This is a genomic window from Rickettsia sp. MEAM1 (Bemisia tabaci) (assembly GCF_002285905.1).
In the GTDB taxonomy this organism is placed as follows: domain Bacteria; phylum Pseudomonadota; class Alphaproteobacteria; order Rickettsiales; family Rickettsiaceae; genus Rickettsia.
Genome location: NZ_CP016305.1, coordinates 594769 through 619512, shown reverse-complemented (window position 1 = coordinate 619512; position 24744 = coordinate 594769). Strand labels below are relative to the sequence as shown.

The following is a 24744-nucleotide window of genomic DNA, read 5'->3' as shown; positions in this document are numbered from 1 at the left end:
TAAAGTATAAAACAATATAGATAGACGAAGTTTAATTTAGAAAAGAGCAAGGAATCCACAAGACGAGGAACGCAGCGTATAATAAATACGTGAGTACCGAAGTACTTGTAGGATGACGTAGCCAATTTTTCAAATTAAACGAGTATATCATTGAATTTTATATTTTCTTTGTTAAACTACTAAAAAGAATTGGAAATATTATTTATGGATATTAATAGTCGTAATTTATTAATAAAATCGGCATCTTACTTATCAGTTACTACGGCATTAATTATTCTAAGCGTAAAAATATATGCTTGGTTTGTGACTGATTCGCAATCAATACTTGCTTCTTTGATTGATTCTATGCTTGATATAACTTCTTCTTTTATAAATTTAATAGCTTTAAGATTTGCATTGCAACCACCAGATTATCATCACAGATTTGGGCATGAAAAAATGCAAGATTTAACACTTTTCTCTCAATCAATATTTTTCTTTGCCTCAGCTTTTTTTGTCGGTTTTTCCTCTATTAAATCCTTGTTTGAAAAAACTAAACCAGAAAATATTAGCGATGGTACGATGATAATGTACATATGTATATTTTTAACAATTATCTTAGTGCTCTATCAAACCTATGTAATAAAAAAAACTAAATCAGATATAATTAAAGCTGATAAGCTACATTATTTTACCGATTTACTTACTAATGTTATAGTAATTATCTCTTTAAATTTAAGTGATCGTTTTTGGTTTGTTGATCCTTTATTTGGAGTGGTTATTGCATTATATATATTTTATACTTCTTATTCCTTGTTTAAAAAAGCTTTTAAAAATTTAGTTGATCATGAATTACCAGAACAAGACAGACAAAAAATTATTGCAATAATTAATAAGCATCGTGGCGTGAAAGGTGTGCATGAAATGAAAACTAGATATGCCGCCCAAAAAGCTTTTATACAATGCCACTTGGAAATGGATGGCAATATGTCGCTTTATAATGCTCATGAAATTAGCGATGAAATTGCTTTTGATATATTACAAGAATTCCCTGACTCTGAAATAATAATCCACCAAGACCCTTATGGGGTGGAAGAGCATGTCAATTATCGTGAATATATTGTCAGATGAATTTTGATAATTTTTTTATGCGAGAAGCTTTAAAACAAGCAGAACTTGCTTTTAGTAAAAACGAAGTGCCGGTTGGAGCAGTTATTGTTGATAGAGAAAATCAGAAAATTATAGCTAAAAGTTATAATAACACAGAAGAAAAAAATAATACTCTTTATCATGCTGAAATTATTGCAATTAATAAAGCATGTAAAATTATATCTTCTAAAAATTTAAGCAATTACGATATATACGTTACTTTAGAGCCTTGTGCTATGTGTGCTACAGCTATCGCTCATAGCAGACTAAGACGCTTATTTTATGGTGCTTCTGATTCAAAACACGGAGCAGTTGAGAGCAATTTGAGATATTTTAACAGCAAAGCCTGCTTTCACCGACCAGATATATATAGTGGAATTTTTGCTGAAGATTCTGCCTTATTAATGAAAGAATTTTTTAAAAAGATAAGAGACTAAGAAAATAACATGCTACATGCGTTCAAATCAGTTTACTATTACTATATCAGTCAAAAGGTTTTACTATAACCATAATAACCGCAATAATCATGCAAATGGCAGGGATTTCATTGACTATGCGGTAAAATTTTTCTGAATGAACATTCTTGCCAATGGCAAAATCTTTTCGCCATATTGCAAGTAAGCCATGAAATATTACTAAAATTAATACTGCAAACATCTTAACGTGAAACCAAGCATCAAGGGCAGCAAATCCATAAATATAAGCATTTATTAAACCAAATATAAAGGTGCTAATCATTGCGGGATTCATGATGAATCTAAGGAGCTTTAATTCCATTATTTGGAAAGTTTTATCTGTTTCACTACCTACTTTGACCTTAGTATGATAAACATATATTCGTGGTAAATATAATAATCCAGCCATCCAGCATATCGCAGAAATTAAATGAATTGATTTAAACCATAGGTAGTAATTTGCCATTTTCTATCCTTGTTTTTATAATTTTTTATTTACTGGATTCCCGCATAGACGGGAATGAGGTAAAGCATAAACATTTACTAAATTTATCAGGACATATTCTTTCACTATTACTACTAGCTACTAAAAAATTACCCTCTTTTTTATTAATAAATTTTAATATAGTACTTGTTAAACTTTTAATAAAAATTTTGTTTGTGCTAAGCGTTGGGGCTCTATTATATTTTATTTTATACTTATCTGCAATTAATTTATATTCAATATCAAGCTCAACTAGTGTTTCTACATGTTCAGAAACGAAAGCTATAGGCACAATTATTATGTTTTTATTTTGCTTCCCTGCTATTTCTATTTCATCTTCTGTATTTGGCTTTAACCATTCTACAGGTCCTACTCTACTTTGATAAGTTACTTTATAATCTAAATCTTTTATATTTAACTCTTTAACTACTGCTTTTACTGTTTCTTCTACTTGAAAACTATATGGATCTCCTGTATCTATTATTTTTTGAGGCAAACCATGAGCTGAAAATAATACTCTAGAGTTTTTATCAAATATTTTTTCTTTTATTAAAGCAGTATGAGCTTTTATAAAATTTTCTTCTAATGGATAACAACAAATAACTTTAACCGGTATATTAAGATCAAAGTTATTTAAAAAATTCTTTACCGATGAACCGGTGGTTGTTGTTGAAAATTGAGGGTATAAAGGTAATAATATCACCTCTGTAGGATTATATTCTTTTATTTTCTTTATGGTTTCTTCTATTTTTGGTGAGGCATAACGCATATTTATAAAGATATAAAAATCTTCATTGGTAGCTTGTTTTAAATTTTCTGCCAATGCTAGTTTCTGTTTCTCTGTTTCTTCAAGTAAAGGAGATTTTCCACCTATTAAAGAATATATTTTTTGAGATTTCTTTTCTCTCGTTGTAGATATTAATTTAGCAATGACATAACGTAGCGGGTTAGGCATATTAATAATAGCTTTATCATAAAACAAATTAAATAGGAATGGCTTCACTGATTTAAGACTATCTGGACCTCCTAAATTGAAAAGCACTATTGCTATTCTTTTTTTATTTATATTCATATTCCCTAATGCATTCTACTAAAAATTCTACATTTTCTGGCGGTGTTTCCGGTAAAATACCATGTCCTAAATTAAAAATAAAATTCTTATTTTCCATTATTGATAAAATTTTATGGATTTTTTCTTTTATTATTTTTTTATTAGTAAGCAATATTACCGGATCTAAATTACCCTGCACTATTACTTTATTACTCCACAATTTCATTTTCTCAAGCGGTATTAATGGGTCAATAGCTAAAACATCCATTGGTACTTCTTCTAGAAATTTTTCATATAAAAGCCCTGCACCTTTAGGAAAAGTAATAATAGGAATATTTGGAAAAGCTTCTTTTATATTCTTTATTATTTTCTTCGTTGGTTTTATCACAAAATCATCAAATTCTTTTTCCAGTAAAATACCAGCCCATGAATCAAAGATTTTTATTATATTTGCACCTGATTTTATTTGATTTATAAGATGATGAATTGTTTTTTCTGTAATAAAATCAAGTAATTCTTTTGCTAAGTCTTTATTTTCATAAATAAATTTTTTACTAACTCTAAAATCTTGTTTACCTTTTCCTTCTAACATGTAAGTCATTACTGTCCAAGGACCACCTGCGAAACCTATTAGAGAAGTAGATTCAGGTAATTCTTTCCTTACTTTTTTTACTATTTCATATACTTTTTCTAATGTATCATTTGAATTATCTTGTAAATATTTAAAATCTTCTTTTGATTTAAATTGCTTTAGTACCGGTCCAATATTTTCTTTAAAATCTACTTCCCAACCAAGAGCATGAGGCAATACTAATATATCAGAAAAAATTATCGCTGCATCAAAGCCAAAACGTTTTATCGGTTGGAGTGTTACTTTTGTTGCCTTATCTACATCATAACAAAATTCTAAAAAATTTTTCACCTCTTTTCTTACTGCCATATATTCAGGCAAATATCTACCAGCTTGTCGCATTAGCCAAATTGGTGGTTTATTATCTAATATTTTAATAGGATTGGAAATCAATGTCATACTGTTATTAATAGAAATAATTATAATATATTCTTTATTTATTGTATATGTAAGTAGAATTATGTAGATTAAATGTTTTCTACATAGTTATAAACAAAATATATATAAAAAATATTCCTATAAAATAAGTAATTTTAATAATTATTCACATAAATCTGATTGAAGTTTTTATAAGTGGATAACTAAGTGTAATAGCTCTGTATTACTTGGAAAAGGCGATATTTTCAAAGAAAAATGTTACTTATTCACAATTTTATCCACAAACTGTTTGTTTAAAGTAAACAATATGAAATTTCCTTGATTTAATAAGGATTTTGGATATTTTTAAAAATTTTTTAATAAGAAAAATAATAAGTTATCAAAACTTTTATCCACATTAGTATGTGTAAACTATGACAAAGCTGATTATTCACCTAGTTTCAGACTCTTCTGTTCAAACTGCAAAGAGTGCGGCTCATTCTGCTCTTGCTCAATTTACTTCTTTGAAACCAAAATTATATCATTGGCCAATGATTAGAAATTTAGAATTATTAAAAGAAGTACTGAGTAAGATAGAATCAAAACATGGTATTGTATTATATACGATTGCAGATCAAGAACTAAGGAAGAATCTGACAAAATTTTGTTATGAATTAAAAATTCCTTGTATTTCAGTAATAGGTAAAATTATCAAAGAAATGTCAGTTTTTTCAGGAATTGAGATAGAAAAAGAGCAAAATTATAATTATAAATTCGATAAAACTTATTTTGATACTCTTAATGCTATTGATTATGCTATAAGACATGATGATGGACAGCTGCTTAATGAGTTACAGTTTGCGGATATTGTGTTAATAGGTCCATCTAGAACTTCTAAGACCCCTACTTCCGTATTTTTGGCATATAATGGGCTAAATACGGCAAATATTCCTTATGTTTATAATTGCCCGTTCCCTGATTTTATAGAAAAAGATATAGATCAATTGGTAGTAGGGCTTGTAATTAATCCAAATAGATTAATAGAAATAAGAGAAACTAGGCTGAATTTGCTACAAATTAATGAAAATAGAAATTATACAGATTTTAATATAGTACAAAAAGAATGTTTAGAAGTTAAAAAAATTTGTGAACTAAGAAACTGGCCAGTAATAGATGTATCAACAAAATCAATAGAAGAAACAGCAGCTTTAATAATGCGGATATACTATAATAGAAAAAATAAGTATAACATACTCGTTTAATGTCCCCCTTCGGGGATCAAAAATCCCTCGCCTTTAGGCGAAGGGAAGATATAATGAAATTGCTTTAGCAATGAATTTATATCAAGAAATGAGAAGTTATAGAAAGAATAGTCATAGTCAGTATGATTTAAAAGTGCATCTTATATGGATACCAAAATATAGGAAGAGAATATTGATAGGCAAAGTATCGGAAAGGACTAGAGATTTACTGAGGCAGATTTGTATGGAACATGAAGTACATATAATTTCAGGGAAAATATCATGTGATCACGTACATATGTTTATCTCATATAAGCCGCAAATATCTCTTAGCAAGTTAGTACAGTATTTAAAAGGCATTAGCTCAAGAATTTTATTGCAAGAATTTACTCATTTACGAAAACAATTTTGGGGCAATCATTTGTGGGCTAGGGGCTATATGGCAGTCAGTTCAGGTAATATAACTGATGAAATGATACAGCACTATATTGATGAACAGGAAGGTGAACCTGTGAATGATGATCGATTTCTAATCGATTCCACTTTATAACCCCTCAGCTTATAGCTGAGGGTTGTTTAGTTTAAAAAATTGGCTACGTCATCCTACAAGTACTATGGTACTCACTTATTATTATAAGCTCCGTTCCTCGTCTTGTGGATTCCTTGCTCTTTTTCAAATTAAGCTTCGTCTATCTACTTCTTATTTATTATTATGATTGATAATAAAAAATAAAAATTTTCATTATTTACAAGTATAGTTTGGTAATTTATAATTTTACTTATAAAAAATATAGAGGATATATGGCAAGCAATGTAACAGATAAATCTTTTGAAGAGGAAGTACTAAAATCAGATTTACCTGTATTAGTAGATTTTTGGGCTGAGTGGTGTGGTCCATGTAGAATGTTAACCCCAATAATAGAGGAAGTAAGTAAAGAGCTAGAGAACAAAGTAAAAGTACTTAAAATGAACATTGATGAAAATCCAGAAGCTCCTTCAAAATATGGTATTCGTAGTATCCCAACAGTAATGTTATTTAAAAATGGCGAGCAGAAAAGTACTAAAATAGGACTGCATCAGAAAAATTCGCTTATAGAATGGATTAACGAGAATATATAATTATTGATTTTATGTCTTTTAGTTCTAAAGTATTTATAGAGATAAAAAACGCTTACGTTGAGGGTATAGATACCCACAAAAGAGCACAAGGATTAAAGCATTTCTTTCTTAATAGAGGAACTTCTTTTTATCCAAATATACCAATATTGAATAATATTAATTTCTCTTGCTATGAGGGAGAAAAAGTAGCTTTTATTGGTAGTAATGGTTCGGGAAAAAGTTCTGTTTTAAAAATGATTGCAGGAATTTATCCGCCAATAAAAGGAACAATAAGGGTTTGTGGTGATATTGCACCTATAATAGATATGAGTGCTGGGTTTGAGCAAGAACAAACAGGGCGTGATAACATCAAAATGTTGATGTTATATAATAATATGCTAGATAAATATAACAAAGAAGTAGAGCAGGAAATTATAGAATTTTCGGAATTAGGTAGTAAAATTGATTTACCTATAAAAAATTATAGTTCCGGAATGTTATCTCGAATTGCTTTTTCCATATCAATATTTCAACATCCACAAATACTATTACTTGATGAAATTTTTGCTGCAGGAGATAGTTATTTTATAAAAAAATCTTTAAATTTAATGAAAAATAAATTTAAAAATACACCTATTTCAATAATAGTAAGTCATCAAGAAGAACTTGTAAAAGATAATTGTAATAGATGTATTTTATTACGTGATGGTAGTATTGTTGCTGATGGTAAACCTTCAGAAATATTTAAAATTTACAATAGAGAAAAACATAAATGATAAAGTATTTTTTATCTAAAAAATATTGGCAAGCGGTAATATTATTAGTTAGAGCTTCTATAATTAAGCAAAACAAAGATTCATTTTTAGGATCTTTATGGAGTTTGATTCAACCATTTGTTAATATATTGGTAATTTCGTATTTTTTTGGCTTTTTATTAAATCAGCCAAGAGAGTTTTTGATAATGAATTTAGTTGGAGGAATTCCTTTATGGACTTTTCTAGTAACTAGCTTAACAACTTCTTCAAATTCTTTAGTAGCACGTGACCAAATAATAAAAAAAGTTAGAATTTCTAAGACTTTTTTCCCAGTTGCAGATAGTTTAGCACAGCTATACAATCTATTTTGCTCATTTTTGGCAATGTATGTTGCTTTTATTTTATTGTTTCCAGAAAAATTTTCATGGCAAATAATATTTATGCCAATATTAATTTTACCACTAATAATTTGTACAATTAGTGGATCTATTGCAATGGCTTTTCTAACGCCTTATATCCGCGATATTCCACAAATATTAAATGTTGTTTTAGGAGTCATTTATTGGAGCATACCTATAGTTTATCCATATTCATTAATCCCTGAAGCTCAAAGAGACTTTTTTGAGCTTAACCCATTCTTTATAATTATAAGACCTGCACAATCATTAGTAATTAATGGAACATTACCAGATTTATTATCAATAGGTAAATCTGTGTTAGTAGCATTTATAACTGTTTGTATAAGCTATTTAGTATATAAACGTTTTTCAAAAAGAGTTATTTATTACCTATGAAGCTTGGTTTTAATCTAGATTTTAAAAAATTAGATTTAACCGGTCTTAAAAAATTAGATCAAATATTTTTAGATTATCTCTTTAAAGCCAACAAATCGCTTTATAATAATATATTATTATTTAGATCTAATCCTTATTCTATTCTCTCTCAAGATTATTCCGAGTTTTTATTAAATATATATCCTTACTTAGATGATTTTCTAGCAGAGTTATTTTGTATTTCAAAGGAAGTTACAAGTTTGAGATTACAGCATAAAGATTTTGATATTATTTATGAGTGTAAAAGAAAATTTGTCCAGCGTTATGCTATCAAAAAATATCCGCAGGAAAAAATAAAAGATATAGATTTTGAGGATATATATTTAAAATTAGCTGATTTAATAGGTAAAAATTTTACTTCTAGAGATTTCGCTAAACAAGTAATTATATGGCAACAAGCAGAAGATAATTTTGTACAAGAACTTGATATAGCCGCACAATATGCTGCTTATAGGGTGTCTAATCATTGTCATTCCCGCGTAGGCGGGAATCCAGAAAAAAATAATATAAATTCCAACTTTGTTAATTCTAAATTCCTAGATTCCCGCCTACGCGGGAATGACATAAATGATAATAATATTCTATTTGATCTCCCACAAAAGCTAGACAAAGAAAACCTAATAGATGATAAAAAAATATCTAAATATCAAAAAAACGAAAGGTTAGATTTTGATTATACAGATTCTTTTTTAAATCTGGATGAAGCTTTAAACCACTCTCATTATTGTATTTATTGCCACAAGCAAGATAAGGACTCGTGTTCGAAAGGTTTAAATGTCATCCCGCAAGTTCGTCATTGCAAGGAGCGAAGCGACGTGGCAATCTCGTCAAACTTTCTGAGATTGCCACGCTCATTTCATTCGCTCGCAATGACGGATGGTTGCCCCCTAAAACAAAAAATTTCTGAGATGAATTATGTTAAAGCTCAAGGCTTTAATTTAAGTGCTCTTGCGATTATTGTTATAGATAACCCAATGGTTGCGGCTACTGGTCATAGGATTTGTAATGATTGCTCAAAAGCCTGTATTTATCAAAAGCAAGATCTGGTAAATATACCGCTAATAGAATCAAATATTTTAGAAGAAACGCTTAAGCTACCTTATGGTTTAGAGATATATCTACTTTTAACTCGTTGGAATCCGCTTAATATTTATAACCCGCTGCCAAAAGAATCTACTAACTATAATATTCTGGTTACAGGGCTTGGTCCGGCAGGTTTCAGTCTTAGTTATTATTTATTACGATCTGGTCATAATGTTACGGCTATTGATGGCTTGAAAATTACACCTCTACCTTTTGATATTCACAAGCCTATAAAATTCTGGCACGAATATAAAAATAAATTATCTGAAAGAGTACCGAAAGGATTTGGTGGGGTAGCGGAGTATGGTATTACTGTTCGCTGGGATAAAAACAACCTTGATATATTACGGCTAATACTCGAGAGAAATAGCCAGTTTAAATATTATGATGGGGTGGCTTTAGATTTTAATGTAACGAAAGAGCAAGCCTTTAATTTAGGTTTTGATCATATAGCTTTCTGCATTGGAGCTGGTAAGCCAAAAATTTTGGATATAGAGAATTTTGATGTTAAAGGTGTTAAAACAGCTTCAGACTTTTTAATGACTTTGCAAAGCGGTGGAGCGTTTTTAGAAAACTCTAATACTAATATGCTTATTAGAATGCCGATTGCGGTAATTGGTGGCGGTCTTACCTCCCTAGATGCAGCAACAGAAAGCTTATATTATTATAAAAAGCAGGTAGAGAGTTTTGTTAAAGATTACGAGTTTGCTGTTGCCAAATACGGTAAAGATTATACGGAAAATGATTGGACTGAAGAAGATAAGGAAATAGCCGAGGAATTTATTGCTCATGCAAAATTATTTGAGAAAGCTAAGAATAATGAAGAGCTAAAAGAGGTTTTTAAGAAACTTGGTGGAGCTACTATTTATTATCGTGGGAAACTGCAAGATTCGCTGGCATATAAATTAAATCATGAGGAGCTAATATATGCATTAGCATTAGGAGTTAATTTTGAAGAAAATATGCAGCCTTTGAGAATTAATAATGATAAATATGGGCATGTGGAGTCCGTGGAGTTCAGGAATAAAGAACGTCATTGCGAGGAGAAGTCTGTATGTCATTCCCGCCTACGCGGGAATGACATAAAACATAGTAAAATAACCATCAAAACCCTAATCATGGCAATTGGTATAGAGAATAACCTTGATTTTGACGAAAATGAGTATACCGCAGATACTTCAGAATTTGAAAGACAAATAAGCGGTGAGCCTGCACAGCGTACAATAGTACGTGAGCACAGGCGAATCCCGAAATTTGGCTTAACAAATTTTGAAGTATCAAAGGTATATAGTTACTTTGGAGATTGTAATCCTAAATACTCAGGTAGTGTAGTTAAGGCACTTGCTAACAGCAAAGATGGCTATGAGGCTATTAATAAGAAGTTAGCAAATAATAACGCGAATTTTAAAGGTGACTATAAAAATTTTGTAAAACAACTAGATGATTTGTTAATTAGCAAGGTTCACAAAATAAACATCTTAGGCGATAAAACTTTTGAGTTGGTAATTCACTCACCGCTTGCTGCTAGGAATTTTAAGCCAGGGCAGTTTTTCCGCTTACAAAATTATTCTGCTGATGTAACTAAATTAATAGAGCCTATAGCCCTAAGCGTTGCGGATATTAATGTAGAAAGCGGCTTGATTAGTTTTATAATATATGATGTCGGCAAATCAACTAGTTTATGTAAATTATTTTCTGAAGATGAAAAAGTAGTTTTGATGGGACCAAGCGGGATACCATTAGAGATACCAAGTAATAAAAGAATAGTAGTTATTGACACCGAACCGAATAATGTTTTAATTAAAACTCTAAAAGATAACAATAACGAAGTTATGTTTTTTACCTATCCTGAAATAAAAACCCAAAAACTAACTTTAATAGATAGAGTAATAATTAATGCATCACCTGAAATAGCAGAAGAGTTAAAAAGCTTAAAAATATTTGGTGAAAGTGCAGAAATAATTGTTAGTGTTAATTCATCTATGCAATGCATGATGAAAGGAATTTGTGGTCAGTGTATACAAAAAGTTGAAGATGAAAGAAAATACATTTTTGCTTGTAGCTGCCAAAATCAAAAAGCAGAAATAGTTGATTTTGAAAGCTTAAAAACTCGCTTGCGTCAGAATTCTTTACAAGAGAAGATGAAGAAATTATAACTTGAATCTTCCTTTGGGGGTCTGTCAGATTTTTTGTGTAAGTACGATTTCTCCATTTGCCCAATTTTGTAAATTAGTATCACAAAGTATAGCAAATTGATTTAAAGCCATCGCCCAATTCTTAATAGGCATTGTCCATTTTTTAGAGGCATTTGTCAACGCCAAAAAGATTATTTTCTGAATCGATTTGTCATCTGGAAATACTCCTTTATTTTTAATAATTTTACGAATTTGACGGTTAGTGGATTCAATAGCATTAGTAGTGTAAATCGCCTTCCTAATGTCTTCCGGAAAGCTAAAAAATGGAGCTATGCCAGACCAATTTCGTTGCCATATGTCAAAAAGGCACCGTCAAGTTAAGTAAATTAGTATCACAAAGTACTATATTTTTAGATTTCAGACAGCAAGAAGTCTTTGAGTAGCTTCATCCCAAATGGATTTAGCGGACGCAAATGCAATTCTTTGCTCAGATGCTGTTTTAGTATATCTTCCAACATTTACAGCAAATATATTTCTGACTTTTCCCATCAGTGATAATGTACATTGTGCTGAATTAGGATGCTTAAATTTAATCAGTATCTTCTCTTTTCTCCTAGTTGGCTGATGGGCATTCTCAATCCGATTATTTAGTCTTTTATCGGTACGATGCTTAGTCCTAGGACACATATACCTAACTGGTTTAATGTAGCTTTTTAGCTTATCAGTCACAATAACCCTTGGACATGGATAATTACCCAATAATCTTGATAAAAAGCGAATAGCTGATTTCTTGTTACGACGCTTCTGCAGTAATACTTCTAATTCATGTCCCTCAGAGTCAACAGCTCTCCATAATATGAATACTTCACCTTTGATCTTGATATTCATCTCATCCAAATGCCATTTATCAGTTGGCTTTCGCTCTCTCTTACTAATAACATCTTGAAAATAAACTACAAACTTATAACACCAAAACCTTACAGTCTCATGACTTAATATAATACCTCGATAAGCCATCTGCTCTTGAACATCTCGGTAACTATTATTAAAGCGATGATATAACCATACTGTATGGCTAATAATGCTTGCTGGAAAACGATGTCTATTCGGGGCTTGAGTAATATGCATAGCGGTAAAATCTAGGATAAATTGTTACTGCTATTCTATAAATCATTCCCTGTAATTGCTCAATACTTAATTTATACCTCCCTTAACTTGACGGTGCCGTTTCTACTAACAAAGATAAATAAAGACTACGAAGGTGATACTTTTTTCCCTCTTGATCTTTTAGAGGGTTGGGATTCAATGATGATCGATAAAACAAACGATTATAAAATTTACAAATTTACTAAACATTAATAATAAAAGGAAGTAACGTGAAATTTTTAGAACAGCTCAATACAGATCTTAAACAATATAATCTTTTAAATCACCCATTTTATCAATTATGGAATATGGGAAAACTTAGTCATTCTACTTTACAAACTTATGCAAAAGAATATTATCATCATGTTGCAGCTTTTCCACGCTATATAAGTGCAATACATTCTAAATGTAGTGATATAGAAACTAGACAGATATTACTTGGTAATCTTATAGAAGAAGAACAAGGAGACGAAAATCATCCAGAATTATGGAAACGTTTTGCTGAAGGATTAGGTTGTTCAAGAAGCAGTTTTACTTTAGAACCTGAACTAAACTCAACCCAAAAACTTGTTCAAGGTTATTTTAAATTAACAGAAAAATCTTTTGCTGAAGGTCTTGGTGCTCTTTATGCTTATGAGCGTCAAACTCCGGAAGTATCTGATTCCAAAATTCAAGGATTAAAAAAATTCTATGGAATTTCAGATTACAAAACATTACAATTTTTCACTGTTCATAGCGAAATTGATCAATGGCATACTCAAGAATGTGCAAACTTGATTGAGGATTTAGACGCAAAGGAACAAAAATTAACATATCAAGGAGCAATAGAAGGAGCAAAATTGCTATGGCAATTTCTTGATGGCATGAATATTGTATCTAAATAATTTAATTTTAAATGAAAAATATTTTCTTACATTCTTTAATAGTTGAGAAGGCACCGTCAAGTTAAGGGAGGTATAAATTAAGTATTAAGCAATTACAGGGAATGATTTATAGAATAGCAGTAACAATTTATCCTAGATTTTACCGCTATGCATATTACTCAAGCCCCGAATAGACATCGTTTTCCAGCAAGCATTATTAGCCATACAGTATGGTTATATCATCGCTTTAATAATAGTTACCGAGATGTTCAAGAGCAGATGGCTTATCGAGGTATTATATTAAGTCATGAGACTGTAAGGTTTTGGTGTTATAAGTTTGTAGTTTATTTTCAAGATGTTATTAGTAAGAGAGAGCGAAAGCCAACTGATAAATGGCATTTGGATGAGATGAATATCAAGATCAAAGGTGAAGTATTCATATTATGGAGAGCTGTTGACTCTGAGGGACATGAATTAGAAGTATTACTGCAGAAGCGTCGTAACAAGAAATCAGCTATTCGCTTTTTATCAAGATTATTGGGTAATTATCCATGTCCAAGGGTTATTGTGACTGATAAGCTAAAAAGCTACATTAAACCAGTTAGGTATATGTGTCCTAGGACTAAGCATCGTACCGATAAAAGACTAAATAATCGGATTGAGAATGCCCATCAGCCAACTAGGAGAAAAGAGAAGATACTGATTAAATTTAAGCATCCTAATTCAGCACAATGTACATTATCACTGATGGGAAAAGTCAGAAATATATTTGCTGTAAATGTTGGAAGATATACTAAAACAGCATCTGAGCAAAGAATTGCATTTGCGTCCGCTAAATCCATTTGGGATGAAGCTACTCAAAGACTTCTTGCTGTCTGAAATCTAAAAATATAGTACTTTGTGATACTAATTTACTTAACTTGACGGTGCCTTATGCACTCGTAAATAGTTGACCCCATTTTCAGCTAAATATTTTGATATTGCTATTGTTTCTAAATCTCTTTCTTTTGCAATAGAATTATAGAAAGTAGAAATATAAGATTTTCTTGAGTGACCAACTAATATCTCACATCCTAATTTTTTAAATTCTTGAATATTTTGTAGTATATGTAAATTTTGGTAAACAGACTTTCCAAAACCTATACCAGGATCAAAAATTATATCTTTTCTATCAAATCCACATTTTTCTAATTTTGCTATTTCTTGCTCTGCCCATATATTTAAGCTAATAATCGGAGATTTATCAAAATCAAGACATTGCTGTTTTTGTGGCGGAACGGTTAGCGAATGCATAATAACAATTTTACAATTATAATCTGCAATTAATCGTAATGTATCATTATCTAAATTAGTTTTCACTAAGTTAATACAATGAACGGGATATTTTTTTAGAATTCGTTTTATCACTTCAGGTGAAAAACTATCGATACTAATAAGGGCTTCTGTTTTTTCTATAACTCCTTTTAGCTCTTCAAGAACACTATCAAGTCTAGTATATTCTTCATCCTCACTAATCATAAAAGCAGAGGGACGTGTTGACTGAGCACCAAGATCAATCATACTAGATCCTGCATCCATTAAATGTACAAAATTCTTAACGGCATCTTCCTTATGAACACTCAAACCTCCATCAGAAAAAGAATCAGGAGTAATATTTAAAATACCAACAAATTGAGGATTTAAAATAAGTGAGCGTATAACCCCTTGATTTTCGATTAAATGGGCTATTTCTGCAAAAGTTTTATCGTTATAGAGGTTATTATCAGGGCAAATATAACGGCATTCTATGCTCAAGCTTGCAATAAGATGAATAAGAAACGATCTATTTAATAATTGGGAATGAGGTATTTTTAAATCTGGTAAATCTATATAATAATTATCCCAAAGTAAAATATCTAGATCAATAACTCGTGGACACCATTTATCATATTCTCTTTTCTGCCTATTTGCTGTTCAATCTTTTTAAGCACAGTTAGCATTGCATTGGGCAATAAAGCAGTAGTACCTTGTACCACCATGTTAAAATATGGCTTATCCCAACTACTATTTGCATTTGAAGGTAAGATAGCTTGCGTCTCAAAAATAATAGATTGCTTAATTAATACAAAACCATGATTTTTAAGTAAATTTAGAGCTTTTTTAATATTTAAAAGTCTGTTGCCTAAATTACTGCCTATAGAAATATAAATCATATACTATCTTTCCCTGAGTAAGAAAAAGAAATTCCGCCATGTACTCCTGAAACTGGTGATTTTAATTTAGTAACAGTTACCTTTAAAAAAACTTTCTCTGATTTAGTTTTGATAAGATCATGATAAATAATATCATATATTCGGGCTGCTAAATGTTCGATAAGATTAAAGCGATTCTCCTGACAAAGCCCTTGTATCAGTCTTACAGTTTCTGCATAGCAAATGGTATCATCGATATTATCAGTTTGAGTAGCTAGTGGAGGAGTTGGGAAAATTAAATTTATATTAATTTCTACAGCTTGAGCATGGTGTTTTTCTTCAGAGCCGCAACCAAGATGTATCCAAGTTATTAATTTTTCAATATTAAGTTCGCATGAATGATTTAAGTTGAAAGTGCTTCCTCCATAATAATTGAATTAATTTTATTAAACTATAAGGCTTTTGTAGAAGAAGACAATATTTAAATTGAAATGCCACCGCTTTTTTTAAAACCAGCGCGAGCTCTTTCAAGCTTTTTAATAAGTTTAGGGGAATATGATTTGATATCTCTTGGCTTTCCACCCTCATATTTTTGGGCTAATTTCATTCCACCTCTAATAAAATTATAGGCAAAATTCATTAATTTTGTCTCACCGGCTATCCTTTTCGGATTCATAAACATATAAATCTGATAAACAGCAAAACTTTTGATCAAACGCTTTAGGTCTATTCTTGCCTGCTTGGTTAAGCCTTGTAATTTATCTTTCGGGTTTGCAAGGTTTTTATTAGCATCTCTAACAATTTTGGAATGTTGATGCATTAAATAGTTACTGACTTCAGAAATATTTTTACTAATAAGTTTTTCATCCATCTTCAGCATTTTAAGCTTTAGATTTTTAGTTTTACCTAAATATTTGCGGATCAATAAAATAATTTGCGATTGGAGTTGAGTTAAATCCATAGTTTGTTCATTTAAGATAGCAAGTATCTGCTCTATCTCATATTCAAAATCTTCATTTTGGCTCAACTCCTCAAAAAGCTCTTCTACTTCTGTGCTTTCAAGTACAAGCGAGTCGCTAATACCCATTAAAGCATCTTTTATTTGCTCAGCAATTTTTTTTGTATCATCAGCTGGATAATCTTGAGTCATATCTAATTTGTAATTAAATATATTTATTTTATACTATCACCTCATTTTTACTTGTCTATAAAAATTATATTAAGATATTTTAATTACCTGAGTCTGAGTAATAACCAGAATCGTCACCACTTAGTAAAACATCCTTAGGATCGTAAATAGGGCGTGATGAATCTACAGATGTATCTTGTTCTATTTTTTGAGGAATACCAAATTTTTCTGCTAATTCCTTATATCCTGTAGCTTGCACAAAATATTCTGCTTTATTATTATTACTCGGTAAAACTATTTTTGCTAGATTTGTATATATCTCAGACAATTTTAAATAATCCTTAGGTTTAACTATTCCTTCCAGCTTACCTATAGCAATAAGATAAGCTTTTGTTGCATCATCTATTCTGCTGTGCTTTTTATAATATTCTGCATGCAATAAATACTCGTCTGCTAAATTCCTATTATTTATCTGAGGATTATGCTTCATCTCATCGATTAATCCTTTAAATGCTTTCTTTTCGTCATCAATACATTTAGTTTTTCTTAAATACTCTAATGCTTGTGCATATTTACTTTGCTGTAAATATATGTTACCGAGTTTTGTATTTGCTTTAACAGAATCTAGTGCAACAGCTTTTTTATATAAATCTATTGCAGAAGGTGTATTTACAACTTGTGCATGCTGACAATAAATTTCAGCTAATTGATTTTTGTACAATTCATCTTGTTTATTATGAAAAGCGATAGATCCATGCGTTGCTATTAATAACTCCCCTAACGAATTATAAGCACTCTGTCCTTGCATAGGTGCTATTTGGCTATGTAGTAGCTTACTATATATTACTTCAGTAAAACTTTTTTCATCAATAGATTTAAATGCTATAATACAAGTCCAGAGAGATTTAGCTTGTTGCTCACTAATCGAACTTACTAATTTTTTAAAGTTACTTATACTATCAAGTATGATCTTAGACATATCTAAAGGTTTAAAAGATATACAATGAATATTGTTTGTTAATGTATCTGTAATATCTTTTAAATTTTGAATCTTAGCATCTTTAATAGATTTTAAAAAAGCTTTTAGATTTTCTATGTTATTTATTTGGTTTATATCTAAAATCTTACTATTTTTTATATCTTGATAAAAGTCTTTAATAGCATCATTTAGCTTACCAACAAATGAAAACTCATCACTTTTTAATACAGTTTTAAAAGACTCTATTAATTCTGCTTCTAAATCTATTTTACTAAACAACCCTCAGCTATAAGCTGAGGGGTTATAAAGTGGAATCGATTAGAAATCGATCATCATTCACAGGTTCACCTTCCTGTTCATCAATATAGTGCTGTATCATTTCATCAGTTATATTACCTGAACTGACTGCCATATAGCCCCTAGCCCACAAATGATTGCCCCAAAATTGTTTTCGTAAATGAGTAAATTCTTGCAATAAAATTCTTGAGCTAATGCCTTTTAAATACTGTACTAACTTGCTAAGAGATATTTGCGGCTTATATGAGATAAACATATGTACGTGATCACATGATATTTTCCCTGAAATTATATGTACTTCATGTTCCATACAAATCTGCCTCAGTAAATCTCTAGTCCTTTCCGATACTTTGCCTATCAATATTCTCTTCCTATATTTTGGTATCCATATAAGATGCACTTTTAAATCATACTGACTATGACTATTCTTTCTATAACTTCTCATATTTCTTGATATAAATTCATTGCTAAAGCAATTTCATTATATCTTCCCTTCGCCTAAAGGCGAGGGATTTTTGATCCCCGAAGGGGGACATTAATTAATAAATCTTAACTAAAAAGATTTGTTGTGATAAAAATAACACTAGGTAAATATTGCAATATTTATACGCATGTATGATTATTTTTACTTTATTTACTAGACTAACAAGCTTTATAATTGTAGTTATTTCTAATTATGTTAAATTTTATAATATATTTTCGTTAACTAATTTCGGCAAGGTATGAAAAAACATAAAAACCAAATGTACCTAATAAAAATCTTCATAGCCTTAGCTGTAATCACTGGCATAATATATCTATATTTATTTTACTCTTCGTTTGAACCATCTCAGATTTATATTAATACGAAAGTTAGCGATAAAAATAATTCTCAAGCCATCAAATTCGCTCTTAAGGATCAAAAAGGGAAAGTTTTTAATGATAAAGATTAAAAGGACATCTAAGCCTAATTTACTTTGGCGTTACTTACTCGTTAGATGATGAGAATTCATTGAAAAAGATAGAGGATATTATAAAGATTTTACAAAAAGAAAATATCGTAGTGCAGACAGTATTTATTACTCTAGATCCAATAAATGATACAAGCGAAGTACTTAAAAAATATCTTGAAAATATAGATAATAATTTTAATAGGTTTAACTGGTACAATAGATGATATTACGCAGGTTGCTAATGAATTCAAAGTATTTTATGAGCCAAAAACATTTGATACAGAAACCAGTAAATATGAACTAAACCACTCTAATTTTGTATATTTAATTAGTAGCGATGGAAAGTTTCTTAAACATTATTGCTTAGGCTTACCTAAAAATGATAGGTAATTGCGAGGAGGCTTACAGAGTAATTCGACGCAACAATGTCAGGAAGCTTATACTGCTTCTTGAGATTGCTTTGTCGCTACGCTCCTCGCAATGACAGCAATAAAATCATAACCCCACTAAGCTTTTTGCAAAATCGTGTCGGTTAAATATTTTCAAATCTTCTATCTGTTCACCTATACCAATAAAATATATTGGTAAATTAAATTTCTGCACCACCCCGACAATCACACCAGCTTTAGCACTTCCGTCAAGCTTGGTTACAATAAGACCGGTTAAATTAGTAGCCTCGTTAAAATGCTCCACTTGGTTATAGGTATTTTGTCCAGTAATAGCATCTATCACTAAAACGCTATGAGTAGGGAGGTCCTCGTCTACTTTCTTGATAACTTTCACAATCTTAGTAAGCTCATCCATCAAGTTCTTTTTATTGTGAAGTCTGCCTGCCGTGTCGATAAAAAGTATATCGATATTTTGCTTAATTGACTCTTCTACTGCTCTGTAAGCAACGCTTGCAGGATCTGCTGCCTCTTCGCCGGTAATGAGCAAAGCTTTTGCTCTTGTCACCCAGCTATCTAACTGATTTACGGCGGCGGCTCTGAACGTATCACATGCGGCAACTGCTACTTTTTTACCCTGCATTCCATACATTGCAGCAAGCTTACCGATAGTGGTTGTTTTACCTGCACCATTAACACCGCATACTAAAACCACGTTTAGTTTATTTTCATTTAAAGTGAAAGGAATTTCTGATTCTAATAATTGCTGTTCAATAAGATTTGCAAGAGTTTCTTTTATTTCGGTAGTTTCAACTTCTTTATCGAATTTGAGCGATTTAAAATCTTCGATAATTTTAGCTGCTACCAAACTCCCCATATCAGTCGAAATTAATAGCTCTTCCAATTCCTCTAATGTTTCTGCATCTAGTTTTTTCTTGTAAAATATCTTATCAATACCTGATGATATTTTACCTGAGGTCTTAGATAAACCTTGCTTTAATTTGCTAAATATCGAAATCATTTTTTGTTTATGTTTATTCTAAAATGCGTTGTTATAATTATGATTTGTGATCCTGTAACTTTTTTGTTATATGGATCGAAAAGTATTTTTCAATCGCTCGCAATGACGATTCGTTATCCATGCAATAACGCTGACTTAAGCACTTCCTACTTGGGAAGAGAAATGTGCCTCATCAATACCTAAATGCTTCAACGCATTATGCCATTTATTTTCAGGGTTATCAGCAAAAATAAATTCTTTATCACAATCCATAACTAGCCATAGATTTTCTTCTAGCTCTTTTTCAAGCTGCCATGCTTTCCACCCAGTATATCCTACAATTAATAAGCTGTTTTTAGGTCCTTTACCGAAAGCTATATCTTCTGAAATTTCCAAATTAGAGCTTACTGCTAAATCATTATGAAAATCTAATAATAAGTTTTTATTATAATCTGTGGAATGTAAAAAGAATCCTTTTTCATGCTCTACAGGTCCACCAAGATATATAGGCACCATAACAGGATTTACTATTTCATCATTTTTTATTTTAAAAAATGATTTTAAATCTATATGATTTACTAAACGATTAAACATTAATCCTATTGCACCTTCTTCTGTATGTGATAACATATAAATCAAGGATTTATGGTAGATACCTTTTGTAATTACATAAGGTGTTGAAACTAGTGTTTTACCAGATAGGTTATAAAAGATCTTATCATTCATAATAAAACTAGTATTATAATAGTTACTTATTAAGTATATAAGATTTAAATTCAATTATTCAATAGAAGTTAACAATAATGATCACATTTTTTGATATTACTATTTTTTCTATTATCATACTTTTTTCGTTTTTTGGATTATACCAAGGGATAATAGGTTTTTCGACAAGAATACTCGGTTTTATTACCTCGATAATGTTAACATATTTCTTATATCCATATATTTCGCAAATAATAAGCAAATACGTACATAATGAGGTTGTAAGAGTAATAAGTAGCGGGGTTATATCCTATATTATTTCTTTAATCTTATGCATTTTTATCGTCTATAAATTCCTAGCAATAATTTCATTTATGAGGAATGGTTTCATTGATCGATTTTTGGGATTATTAACCGGTTTTGCAGTAGGAGCTGCTATTTCAGCCGTGATATTTTTTATAACAATGATTTTTACATCTGAAAATTATTATAAAAGTAAATCTTTAGAGGATTTCATAGCAAGCAGCAAAAGCAATAAATATTCAGGAGTGCTTAAAGATTCTTTAACTACAGAATATTTTGATGAATTAAATAAAAACATAATAGTTATTATCCCTGTTGAGACTTTAAAATCAGTTAAAACCTTAAACAGTAAAGATTTAGGTAATTTTAAAGCTTCATCTACTAAATCCGATGATGAAAATAACCAATATTCTCAAGAATTAGATGATGAGCTTAATGATAATGATGCATTTTCCGATGTGGATGATTAGAAAAAACGCTCGATGTCGTGTGATGGCATTTCTCGTGTGGATTGAGAGTCGTCATTGCGAGGATATTCGTAGAATCGACTTGGCAATCTCATAAAGTAGAATTCCTGAGATTAATTAGTCGAACTTTCAGTTTCTTCTCACAATGATGTTTTTTGTCTTAAGAGTCTTTAGTTTCTTTGTTTTGGCTTGATGCGGATTCTAGCATCGCTACTGCCTTATTTAGTTCTACTTGGCTACAAAGTCCAAGTAATACAGGGTCACGTGGATGAATAGATTTCATATTCCAATGGCTGCGGGTTCTAATAGCATCGATGGTAGTTTTAGTAGTACCAATAAGCTTAACTACTTGATTATCTTGAATATCTGGATAATTACGTAGTAACCAGTATATAGCATCAGGTTTATCTTGGCGTCTTGCAATTGGTGTATATTTAGCACGCTGTTTTTTCTGATTCTTCATTAATTCATAGGCAGGGCTATGAGAAATTTGTAGGATATTTTTAGGGTCTTTGCTACAACGATCAATTTCCTCCAGAGTTAGCTGACCATTTGCAATCGGGTCAAGCCCTTTAATAGATTGTGCTACTTCACCATCTGCCATACCTTTTATTTCAAGTTCATGAATACCACAAAAATCAGCAATCTGCTTAAAAGTTAATGAGGTGTTTTCAATTAACCACATAGCCGTAGCTTTTGGAAGTAGCGGTAATATTTTTTGGGAATTCATGATATTTGTTTTTTAGCTTAATAAGAAAGGTTATAACAAATGGTGCTATTTAAGTCAATCTTCATTTATGTCATCTCGTGGACAAGCAACTAGATGACACGAGGACGTTTTTCGATCTATGTAACACATTCTAGTCTTCATTTAGAAACTTTACAATTTCTTCAACTACTTTCTTAGCATCACCAAATAACATAAAGGTATTGTCGTGATAAAATAACTCATTTTCTATACCAGCATATCCTGAAGCCATAGAACGTTTAATAAACAAAACGCTGCGAGCTTTTTCAACATCTAAAACAGGCATACCGTAAATTGGGCTATCTGGATCATTTTTAGCAGCTGGATTAGTTACATCATTTGCTCCAATAACTAAAACTATATCGGTAGTAGCAAAATCTCTATTAATCTCTTCAAGCTCTAAAACTTTCTCATAATCAATATTAGCTTCGGCAAGTAGCACATTCATATGCCCTGGCATTCTACCTGCTACAGGATGTACAGCAAAACGTACGTTAATGTCTAACCTTTCTAATATATCAACCATTTCTTTTATAATATGCTGAGACTGAGCTACTGCCATACCATAACCAGGAACAATTATAACAGATGATGCATTACGCAATAAATTTGCTGCATCTTCAGGGCAGCTTGATTTTGCTACCTTATCATCGTCTATATTTTTGCTAGCACCGCTAGGAGCTGGTAAAAATGCACCAAAAATAACTTTGATTAAGGAGCGATTCATTGCCTTACACATTATATAGCTAAGTATAGCACCGCTACTACCAACTAAAGCTCTGGTAATAATAAGTAAGCTATTACTAAGGGTAAAACCTATACCGGCAGCTGCAAAACCTGAATAGGAATTTAACATCGATACTATCACCGGCATATCAGCACCGCCTACCAGTATTATAAGCAATACCCCAATTAGCAAAGATAGTAATATTATTAGACTAAACAACCCTCAGCTATAAGCTGAGGGGTTATAAAGTGGAATCGATTAGAAATCGATCATCATTCACAGGTTCACCTTCCTGTTCATCAATATAGTGCTGTATCATTTCATCAGTTATATTACCTGAACTGACTGCCATATAGCCCCTAGCCCACAAATGATTGCCCCAAAATTGTTTTCGTAAATGAGTAAATTCTTGCAATAAAATTCTTGAGCTAATGCCTTTTAAATACTGTACTAACTTGCTAAGAGATATTTGCGGCTTATATGAGATAAACATATGTACGTGATCACATGATATTTTACCTGAAATTATATGTACTTCATGTTCCATACAAATCTGCCTCAGTAAATCTCTAGTCCTTTCCGATACTTTGCCTATCAATATTCTCTTCCTATATTTTGGTATCCATATAAGATGCACTTTTAAATCATACTGACTATGACTATTCTTTCTATAACTTCTCATATTTCTTGATATAAATTCATTGCTAAAGCAATTTCATTATATCTTCCCTTCGCCTAAAGGCGAGGGATTTTTGATCCCCGAAGGGGGACATTAAAAACTAAATCCTATACCTATAGAAACTACTAAAGGATTAAGCTTAGTTCTAGAGGTAACATTTTTATTTCCTACTAAACTTGGCTTATATACAATTTTAGGATTTAAATAATATTGTTTTATGTCTAAATTTATTACTGTATCATCTTTAGCATAGAAATCCAGACCTATTTGTCCTACAAAACCATTTCCGTTTCTTATTTTAATACCGCTAGATTGAGTGATCATATATGAACCATGATAACCTAGCCCTACATAAGGTCTAATGCCACCGAAAGGTGCCATATGAAATTGTCCTGTAATTGTTGCTGGGATCATGTAAAGAGGCTTGCTTTTACCAGGTGTTGCTCCAACGCCATAGTTATAGGATACATTACTAAGCACTGAATTTTTAGTACGTAAAACATTAAAACCTAAAGATAATTCAGTAGCAAAATAATTGTTAAAGAATATAGTAGTAGATATATCACCACCATAACCATTTTTTACAAACTCACCTATTGGAAGAGGCTGAGGAACTGTAGGAGCGGGTAAGTTTTTTTGCTTAGCATGTGCAAAAACTCCGTTTAGACGCATTTTAACGAGTAAACTTCCTTCATTTTCATAATATGGAATATCATCATAATTATATTCTGGTACAGCCTTTACATCAGCTTCCATGCTTTTAGCAAAGCTATTAATGCTTATGCATGATACAAACAAAATTACTCCTAACCTTTTAGACATTCTTATCATAGTTACAATCCTTTACTTGCTTAAAATTCATTATTATATTATAACATAAGCTTTTCATCGTTATGTATTTATATTTTTTAGAAGATAAGATTCTTTCATATCAAAAGTCAAGAAATTTAAATAAAATTAT

The 24744-nt window shown here is 30.9% G+C and carries 27 protein-coding genes and 3 pseudogenes; 13 read left to right on the top strand and 17 right to left on the bottom strand.

The annotated features are described in order from the left end of the window. Positions 1–204: 204 nt before the first annotated feature. Positions 205–1110, top strand: a complete 906-nt coding sequence (locus tag BA173_RS03300) for a cation diffusion facilitator family transporter (protein ID WP_016947684.1) — start codon at positions 205–207, stop codon at positions 1108–1110. Beyond that, positions 1107–1565: a nucleoside deaminase gene (locus BA173_RS03295; RefSeq protein WP_016947683.1), complete on the top strand. Its 459-nt coding sequence runs from the start codon at positions 1107–1109 to the stop codon at positions 1563–1565. The genes BA173_RS03300 and BA173_RS03295 overlap by 4 nt, the downstream gene beginning before the upstream one ends. A gap of 46 nt (positions 1566–1611) precedes the next feature. Here the strand turns inward: BA173_RS03295 and hemJ are convergent, their stop codons facing one another. Genes hemJ through hemE form a run of 3 tightly spaced genes read right to left on the bottom strand, consistent with a single transcriptional unit; the run spans position 1612 to position 4148 of the window. Next, the gene (gene hemJ / locus BA173_RS03290; RefSeq protein WP_016947682.1) at positions 1612–2049 is read right to left on the bottom strand and encodes a protoporphyrinogen oxidase HemJ; all 438 of its coding nucleotides are present in this window, start codon (positions 2047–2049) and stop codon (positions 1612–1614) included. Between the two features lie 25 nt (positions 2050–2074). Beyond that, entirely contained in the window at positions 2075–3139 is a 1065-nt protein-coding gene (gene hemH / locus BA173_RS03285) for a ferrochelatase (RefSeq protein ID WP_068041828.1), read from the bottom strand. Continuing rightward, positions 3126–4148: a uroporphyrinogen decarboxylase gene (gene hemE, locus BA173_RS03280; RefSeq protein WP_016947733.1), complete on the bottom strand. Its 1023-nt coding sequence runs from the start codon at positions 4146–4148 to the stop codon at positions 3126–3128. The genes hemH and hemE overlap by 14 nt, the downstream gene beginning before the upstream one ends. A gap of 392 nt (positions 4149–4540) precedes the next feature. On the opposite strand from hemE, the gene BA173_RS03275 reads away from it, so the two are divergent. The 6 genes from BA173_RS03275 to BA173_RS03250 all read left to right on the top strand — a co-directional run bounded on the left by BA173_RS03275 (position 4541) and on the right by BA173_RS03250 (position 11272). Further along, positions 4541–5368: a pyruvate, water dikinase regulatory protein gene (locus BA173_RS03275; protein WP_068041831.1), complete on the top strand. Its 828-nt coding sequence runs from the start codon at positions 4541–4543 to the stop codon at positions 5366–5368. Between the two features lie 88 nt (positions 5369–5456). Further along, entirely contained in the window at positions 5457–5897 is a 441-nt protein-coding gene (tnpA, locus tag BA173_RS03270) for an IS200/IS605 family transposase (protein ID WP_095568239.1), read from the top strand. 251 nt (positions 5898–6148) lie between these two features. Next, positions 6149–6466, top strand: a complete 318-nt coding sequence (gene trxA, locus BA173_RS03265; RefSeq protein ID WP_016948628.1) for a thioredoxin — start codon at positions 6149–6151, stop codon at positions 6464–6466. Positions 6467–6477: 11 nt separating this feature from the next. Beyond that, a complete protein-coding gene (locus tag BA173_RS03260) occupies positions 6478–7221 on the top strand; it encodes an ABC transporter ATP-binding protein (RefSeq protein ID WP_068041925.1) in 744 nt (247 codons plus the stop codon). Beyond that, positions 7218–7994, top strand: a complete 777-nt coding sequence (locus tag BA173_RS03255) for an ABC transporter permease (protein WP_068041922.1) — start codon at positions 7218–7220, stop codon at positions 7992–7994. Before BA173_RS03260 ends, BA173_RS03255 begins: the two co-directional genes overlap by 4 nt. Beyond that, positions 7991–11272: a palindromic element RPE5 domain-containing protein gene (locus BA173_RS03250; RefSeq protein ID WP_068041919.1), complete on the top strand. Its 3282-nt coding sequence runs from the start codon at positions 7991–7993 to the stop codon at positions 11270–11272. Before BA173_RS03255 ends, BA173_RS03250 begins: the two co-directional genes overlap by 4 nt. A gap of 144 nt (positions 11273–11416) precedes the next feature. Here BA173_RS03250 and BA173_RS08980 read toward each other — a convergent pair. Next, positions 11417–11608: pseudogene (locus BA173_RS08980) on the bottom strand (transposase); the annotation flags it as partial. 60 nt (positions 11609–11668) lie between these two features. Beyond that, positions 11669–12379, bottom strand: a complete 711-nt coding sequence (locus tag BA173_RS03240; protein ID WP_095568243.1) for an IS6 family transposase — start codon at positions 12377–12379, stop codon at positions 11669–11671. Positions 12380–12400: 21 nt separating this feature from the next. Here BA173_RS03240 and BA173_RS03235 point away from each other — a divergent pair, with 21 nt between their 5' ends. The 3 genes from BA173_RS03235 to BA173_RS03225 all read left to right on the top strand — a co-directional run bounded on the left by BA173_RS03235 (position 12401) and on the right by BA173_RS03225 (position 14139). Next, positions 12401–12610, top strand: a complete 210-nt coding sequence (locus BA173_RS03235; protein WP_232505972.1) for a dihydrofolate reductase — start codon at positions 12401–12403, stop codon at positions 12608–12610. Between the two features lie 17 nt (positions 12611–12627). After that, positions 12628–13281 carry a CADD family putative folate metabolism protein gene (locus BA173_RS03230; protein WP_016947872.1) on the top strand — a complete coding sequence of 218 codons (654 nt, stop codon included), beginning with the start codon at positions 12628–12630 and terminating at the stop codon, positions 13279–13281. Between the two features lie 147 nt (positions 13282–13428). Beyond that, positions 13429–14139 (top strand): IS6 family transposase, encoded by a 711-nt coding sequence (locus BA173_RS03225; RefSeq protein WP_095568243.1) that lies wholly within the window; start codon positions 13429–13431, stop codon positions 14137–14139. Between the two features lie 36 nt (positions 14140–14175). On the opposite strand, the gene folP is transcribed toward BA173_RS03225, so the two are convergent. From folP to tnpA (BA173_RS03200), 6 genes are all read right to left on the bottom strand, one after another. After that, on the bottom strand, positions 14176–15054 hold the full coding sequence (gene folP / locus BA173_RS03220; RefSeq protein WP_232505986.1) for a dihydropteroate synthase: 879 nt from the start codon (positions 15052–15054) through the stop codon (positions 14176–14178). A gap of 101 nt (positions 15055–15155) precedes the next feature. Beyond that, positions 15156–15452 (bottom strand): 2-amino-4-hydroxy-6-hydroxymethyldihydropteridine diphosphokinase, encoded by a 297-nt coding sequence (locus BA173_RS08425; protein WP_250638357.1) that lies wholly within the window; start codon positions 15450–15452, stop codon positions 15156–15158. After that, positions 15449–15793 (bottom strand): dihydroneopterin aldolase, encoded by a 345-nt coding sequence (locus BA173_RS03215; RefSeq protein WP_232505985.1) that lies wholly within the window; start codon positions 15791–15793, stop codon positions 15449–15451. Before BA173_RS03215 ends, BA173_RS08425 begins: the two co-directional genes overlap by 4 nt. 119 nt (positions 15794–15912) lie before the next feature. Beyond that, entirely contained in the window at positions 15913–16581 is a 669-nt protein-coding gene (locus BA173_RS03210; protein WP_016948083.1) for a DUF5394 family protein, read from the bottom strand. 79 nt (positions 16582–16660) lie between these two features. Continuing rightward, positions 16661–17818 carry a tetratricopeptide repeat protein gene (locus BA173_RS03205; RefSeq protein WP_232505971.1) on the bottom strand — a complete coding sequence of 386 codons (1158 nt, stop codon included), beginning with the start codon at positions 17816–17818 and terminating at the stop codon, positions 16661–16663. A gap of 22 nt (positions 17819–17840) precedes the next feature. Then, positions 17841–18281 (bottom strand): IS200/IS605 family transposase, encoded by a 441-nt coding sequence (tnpA, locus tag BA173_RS03200; protein WP_095568239.1) that lies wholly within the window; start codon positions 18279–18281, stop codon positions 17841–17843. Positions 18282–18558: 277 nt separating this feature from the next. Here tnpA (BA173_RS03200) and BA173_RS03195 point away from each other — a divergent pair. Then, a pseudogene (locus tag BA173_RS03195) lies at positions 18559–19158 on the top strand (SCO family protein). A 105-nt stretch (positions 19159–19263) separates the two neighbouring features. Here the strand turns inward: BA173_RS03195 and ftsY are convergent. Beyond that, positions 19264–20175, bottom strand: a complete 912-nt coding sequence (gene ftsY / locus BA173_RS03190) for a signal recognition particle-docking protein FtsY (RefSeq protein ID WP_016948080.1) — start codon at positions 20173–20175, stop codon at positions 19264–19266. A 135-nt stretch (positions 20176–20310) separates the two neighbouring features. Continuing rightward, positions 20311–20880: a YqgE/AlgH family protein gene (locus BA173_RS03185; RefSeq protein ID WP_068041944.1), complete on the bottom strand. Its 570-nt coding sequence runs from the start codon at positions 20878–20880 to the stop codon at positions 20311–20313. 77 nt (positions 20881–20957) lie between these two features. Here BA173_RS03185 and BA173_RS03180 point away from each other — a divergent pair, with 77 nt between their 5' ends. Further along, positions 20958–21632, top strand: coding sequence for a CvpA family protein (locus BA173_RS03180; RefSeq protein ID WP_068041941.1), 675 nt, complete (start codon positions 20958–20960; stop codon positions 21630–21632). Positions 21633–21789: 157 nt separating this feature from the next. Here the strand turns inward: BA173_RS03180 and BA173_RS03175 are convergent, their stop codons facing one another. The 4 genes and pseudogenes from BA173_RS03175 to BA173_RS03160 form a co-directional block, all read right to left on the bottom strand. Then, on the bottom strand, positions 21790–22359 hold the full coding sequence (locus BA173_RS03175) for a cell cycle transcriptional regulator TrcR (protein ID WP_016948077.1): 570 nt from the start codon (positions 22357–22359) through the stop codon (positions 21790–21792). Between the two features lie 130 nt (positions 22360–22489). Continuing rightward, positions 22490–23323, bottom strand: a pseudogene (locus BA173_RS03170) (NAD(P)(+) transhydrogenase (Re/Si-specific) subunit beta); the annotation flags it as partial. Positions 23324–23345: 22 nt separating this feature from the next. After that, the gene (gene tnpA, locus BA173_RS03165) at positions 23346–23786 is read right to left on the bottom strand and encodes an IS200/IS605 family transposase (protein WP_095568239.1); all 441 of its coding nucleotides are present in this window, start codon (positions 23784–23786) and stop codon (positions 23346–23348) included. A 90-nt stretch (positions 23787–23876) separates the two neighbouring features. Next, positions 23877–24614, bottom strand: a complete 738-nt coding sequence (locus BA173_RS03160; protein WP_016948075.1) for an OmpW family outer membrane protein — start codon at positions 24612–24614, stop codon at positions 23877–23879. Between the last annotated feature and the right edge of the window lie 130 nt (positions 24615–24744).

Excerpts from the sequence above, each read along its gene's own strand:
- BA173_RS03260 (WP_068041925.1), top strand. The coding sequence starts at position 6,478 with ATGTCTTTTAGTTCTAAAGTATTTATAGAGATAAAAAACGCTTACGTT.
- BA173_RS03240 (WP_095568243.1), bottom strand. The coding sequence starts at position 12,379 with ATGCATATTACTCAAGCCCCGAATAGACATCGTTTTCCAGCAAGCATT.
- BA173_RS03250 (WP_068041919.1), top strand. The coding sequence starts at position 7,991 with ATGAAGCTTGGTTTTAATCTAGATTTTAAAAAATTAGATTTAACCGGT.
- hemE (WP_016947733.1), bottom strand. The coding sequence starts at position 4,148 with ATGACATTGATTTCCAATCCTATTAAAATATTAGATAATAAACCACCA.
- tnpA (WP_095568239.1), top strand. The coding sequence starts at position 5,457 with ATGAGAAGTTATAGAAAGAATAGTCATAGTCAGTATGATTTAAAAGTG.
- BA173_RS03275 (WP_068041831.1), top strand. The coding sequence starts at position 4,541 with ATGACAAAGCTGATTATTCACCTAGTTTCAGACTCTTCTGTTCAAACT.
- trxA (WP_016948628.1), top strand. The coding sequence starts at position 6,149 with ATGGCAAGCAATGTAACAGATAAATCTTTTGAAGAGGAAGTACTAAAA.
- BA173_RS03210 (WP_016948083.1), bottom strand. The coding sequence starts at position 16,581 with ATGACTCAAGATTATCCAGCTGATGATACAAAAAAAATTGCTGAGCAA.
- BA173_RS03185 (WP_068041944.1), bottom strand. The coding sequence starts at position 20,880 with ATGAATGATAAGATCTTTTATAACCTATCTGGTAAAACACTAGTTTCA.
- BA173_RS03175 (WP_016948077.1), bottom strand. The coding sequence starts at position 22,359 with ATGAATTCCCAAAAAATATTACCGCTACTTCCAAAAGCTACGGCTATG.
- BA173_RS08425 (WP_250638357.1), bottom strand. The coding sequence starts at position 15,452 with ATGATTTATATTTCTATAGGCAGTAATTTAGGCAACAGACTTTTAAAT.
- BA173_RS03295 (WP_016947683.1), top strand. The coding sequence starts at position 1,107 with ATGAATTTTGATAATTTTTTTATGCGAGAAGCTTTAAAACAAGCAGAA.
- BA173_RS03160 (WP_016948075.1), bottom strand. The coding sequence starts at position 24,614 with ATGATAAGAATGTCTAAAAGGTTAGGAGTAATTTTGTTTGTATCATGC.
- BA173_RS03180 (WP_068041941.1), top strand. The coding sequence starts at position 20,958 with ATGATCACATTTTTTGATATTACTATTTTTTCTATTATCATACTTTTT.
- tnpA (WP_095568239.1), bottom strand. The coding sequence starts at position 18,281 with ATGAGAAGTTATAGAAAGAATAGTCATAGTCAGTATGATTTAAAAGTG.
- BA173_RS03255 (WP_068041922.1), top strand. The coding sequence starts at position 7,218 with ATGATAAAGTATTTTTTATCTAAAAAATATTGGCAAGCGGTAATATTA.
- hemH (WP_068041828.1), bottom strand. The coding sequence starts at position 3,139 with ATGAATATAAATAAAAAAAGAATAGCAATAGTGCTTTTCAATTTAGGA.
- BA173_RS03225 (WP_095568243.1), top strand. The coding sequence starts at position 13,429 with ATGCATATTACTCAAGCCCCGAATAGACATCGTTTTCCAGCAAGCATT.
- ftsY (WP_016948080.1), bottom strand. The coding sequence starts at position 20,175 with ATGATTTCGATATTTAGCAAATTAAAGCAAGGTTTATCTAAGACCTCA.
- BA173_RS03300 (WP_016947684.1), top strand. The coding sequence starts at position 205 with ATGGATATTAATAGTCGTAATTTATTAATAAAATCGGCATCTTACTTA.
- tnpA (WP_095568239.1), bottom strand. The coding sequence starts at position 23,786 with ATGAGAAGTTATAGAAAGAATAGTCATAGTCAGTATGATTTAAAAGTG.
- hemJ (WP_016947682.1), bottom strand. The coding sequence starts at position 2,049 with ATGGCAAATTACTACCTATGGTTTAAATCAATTCATTTAATTTCTGCG.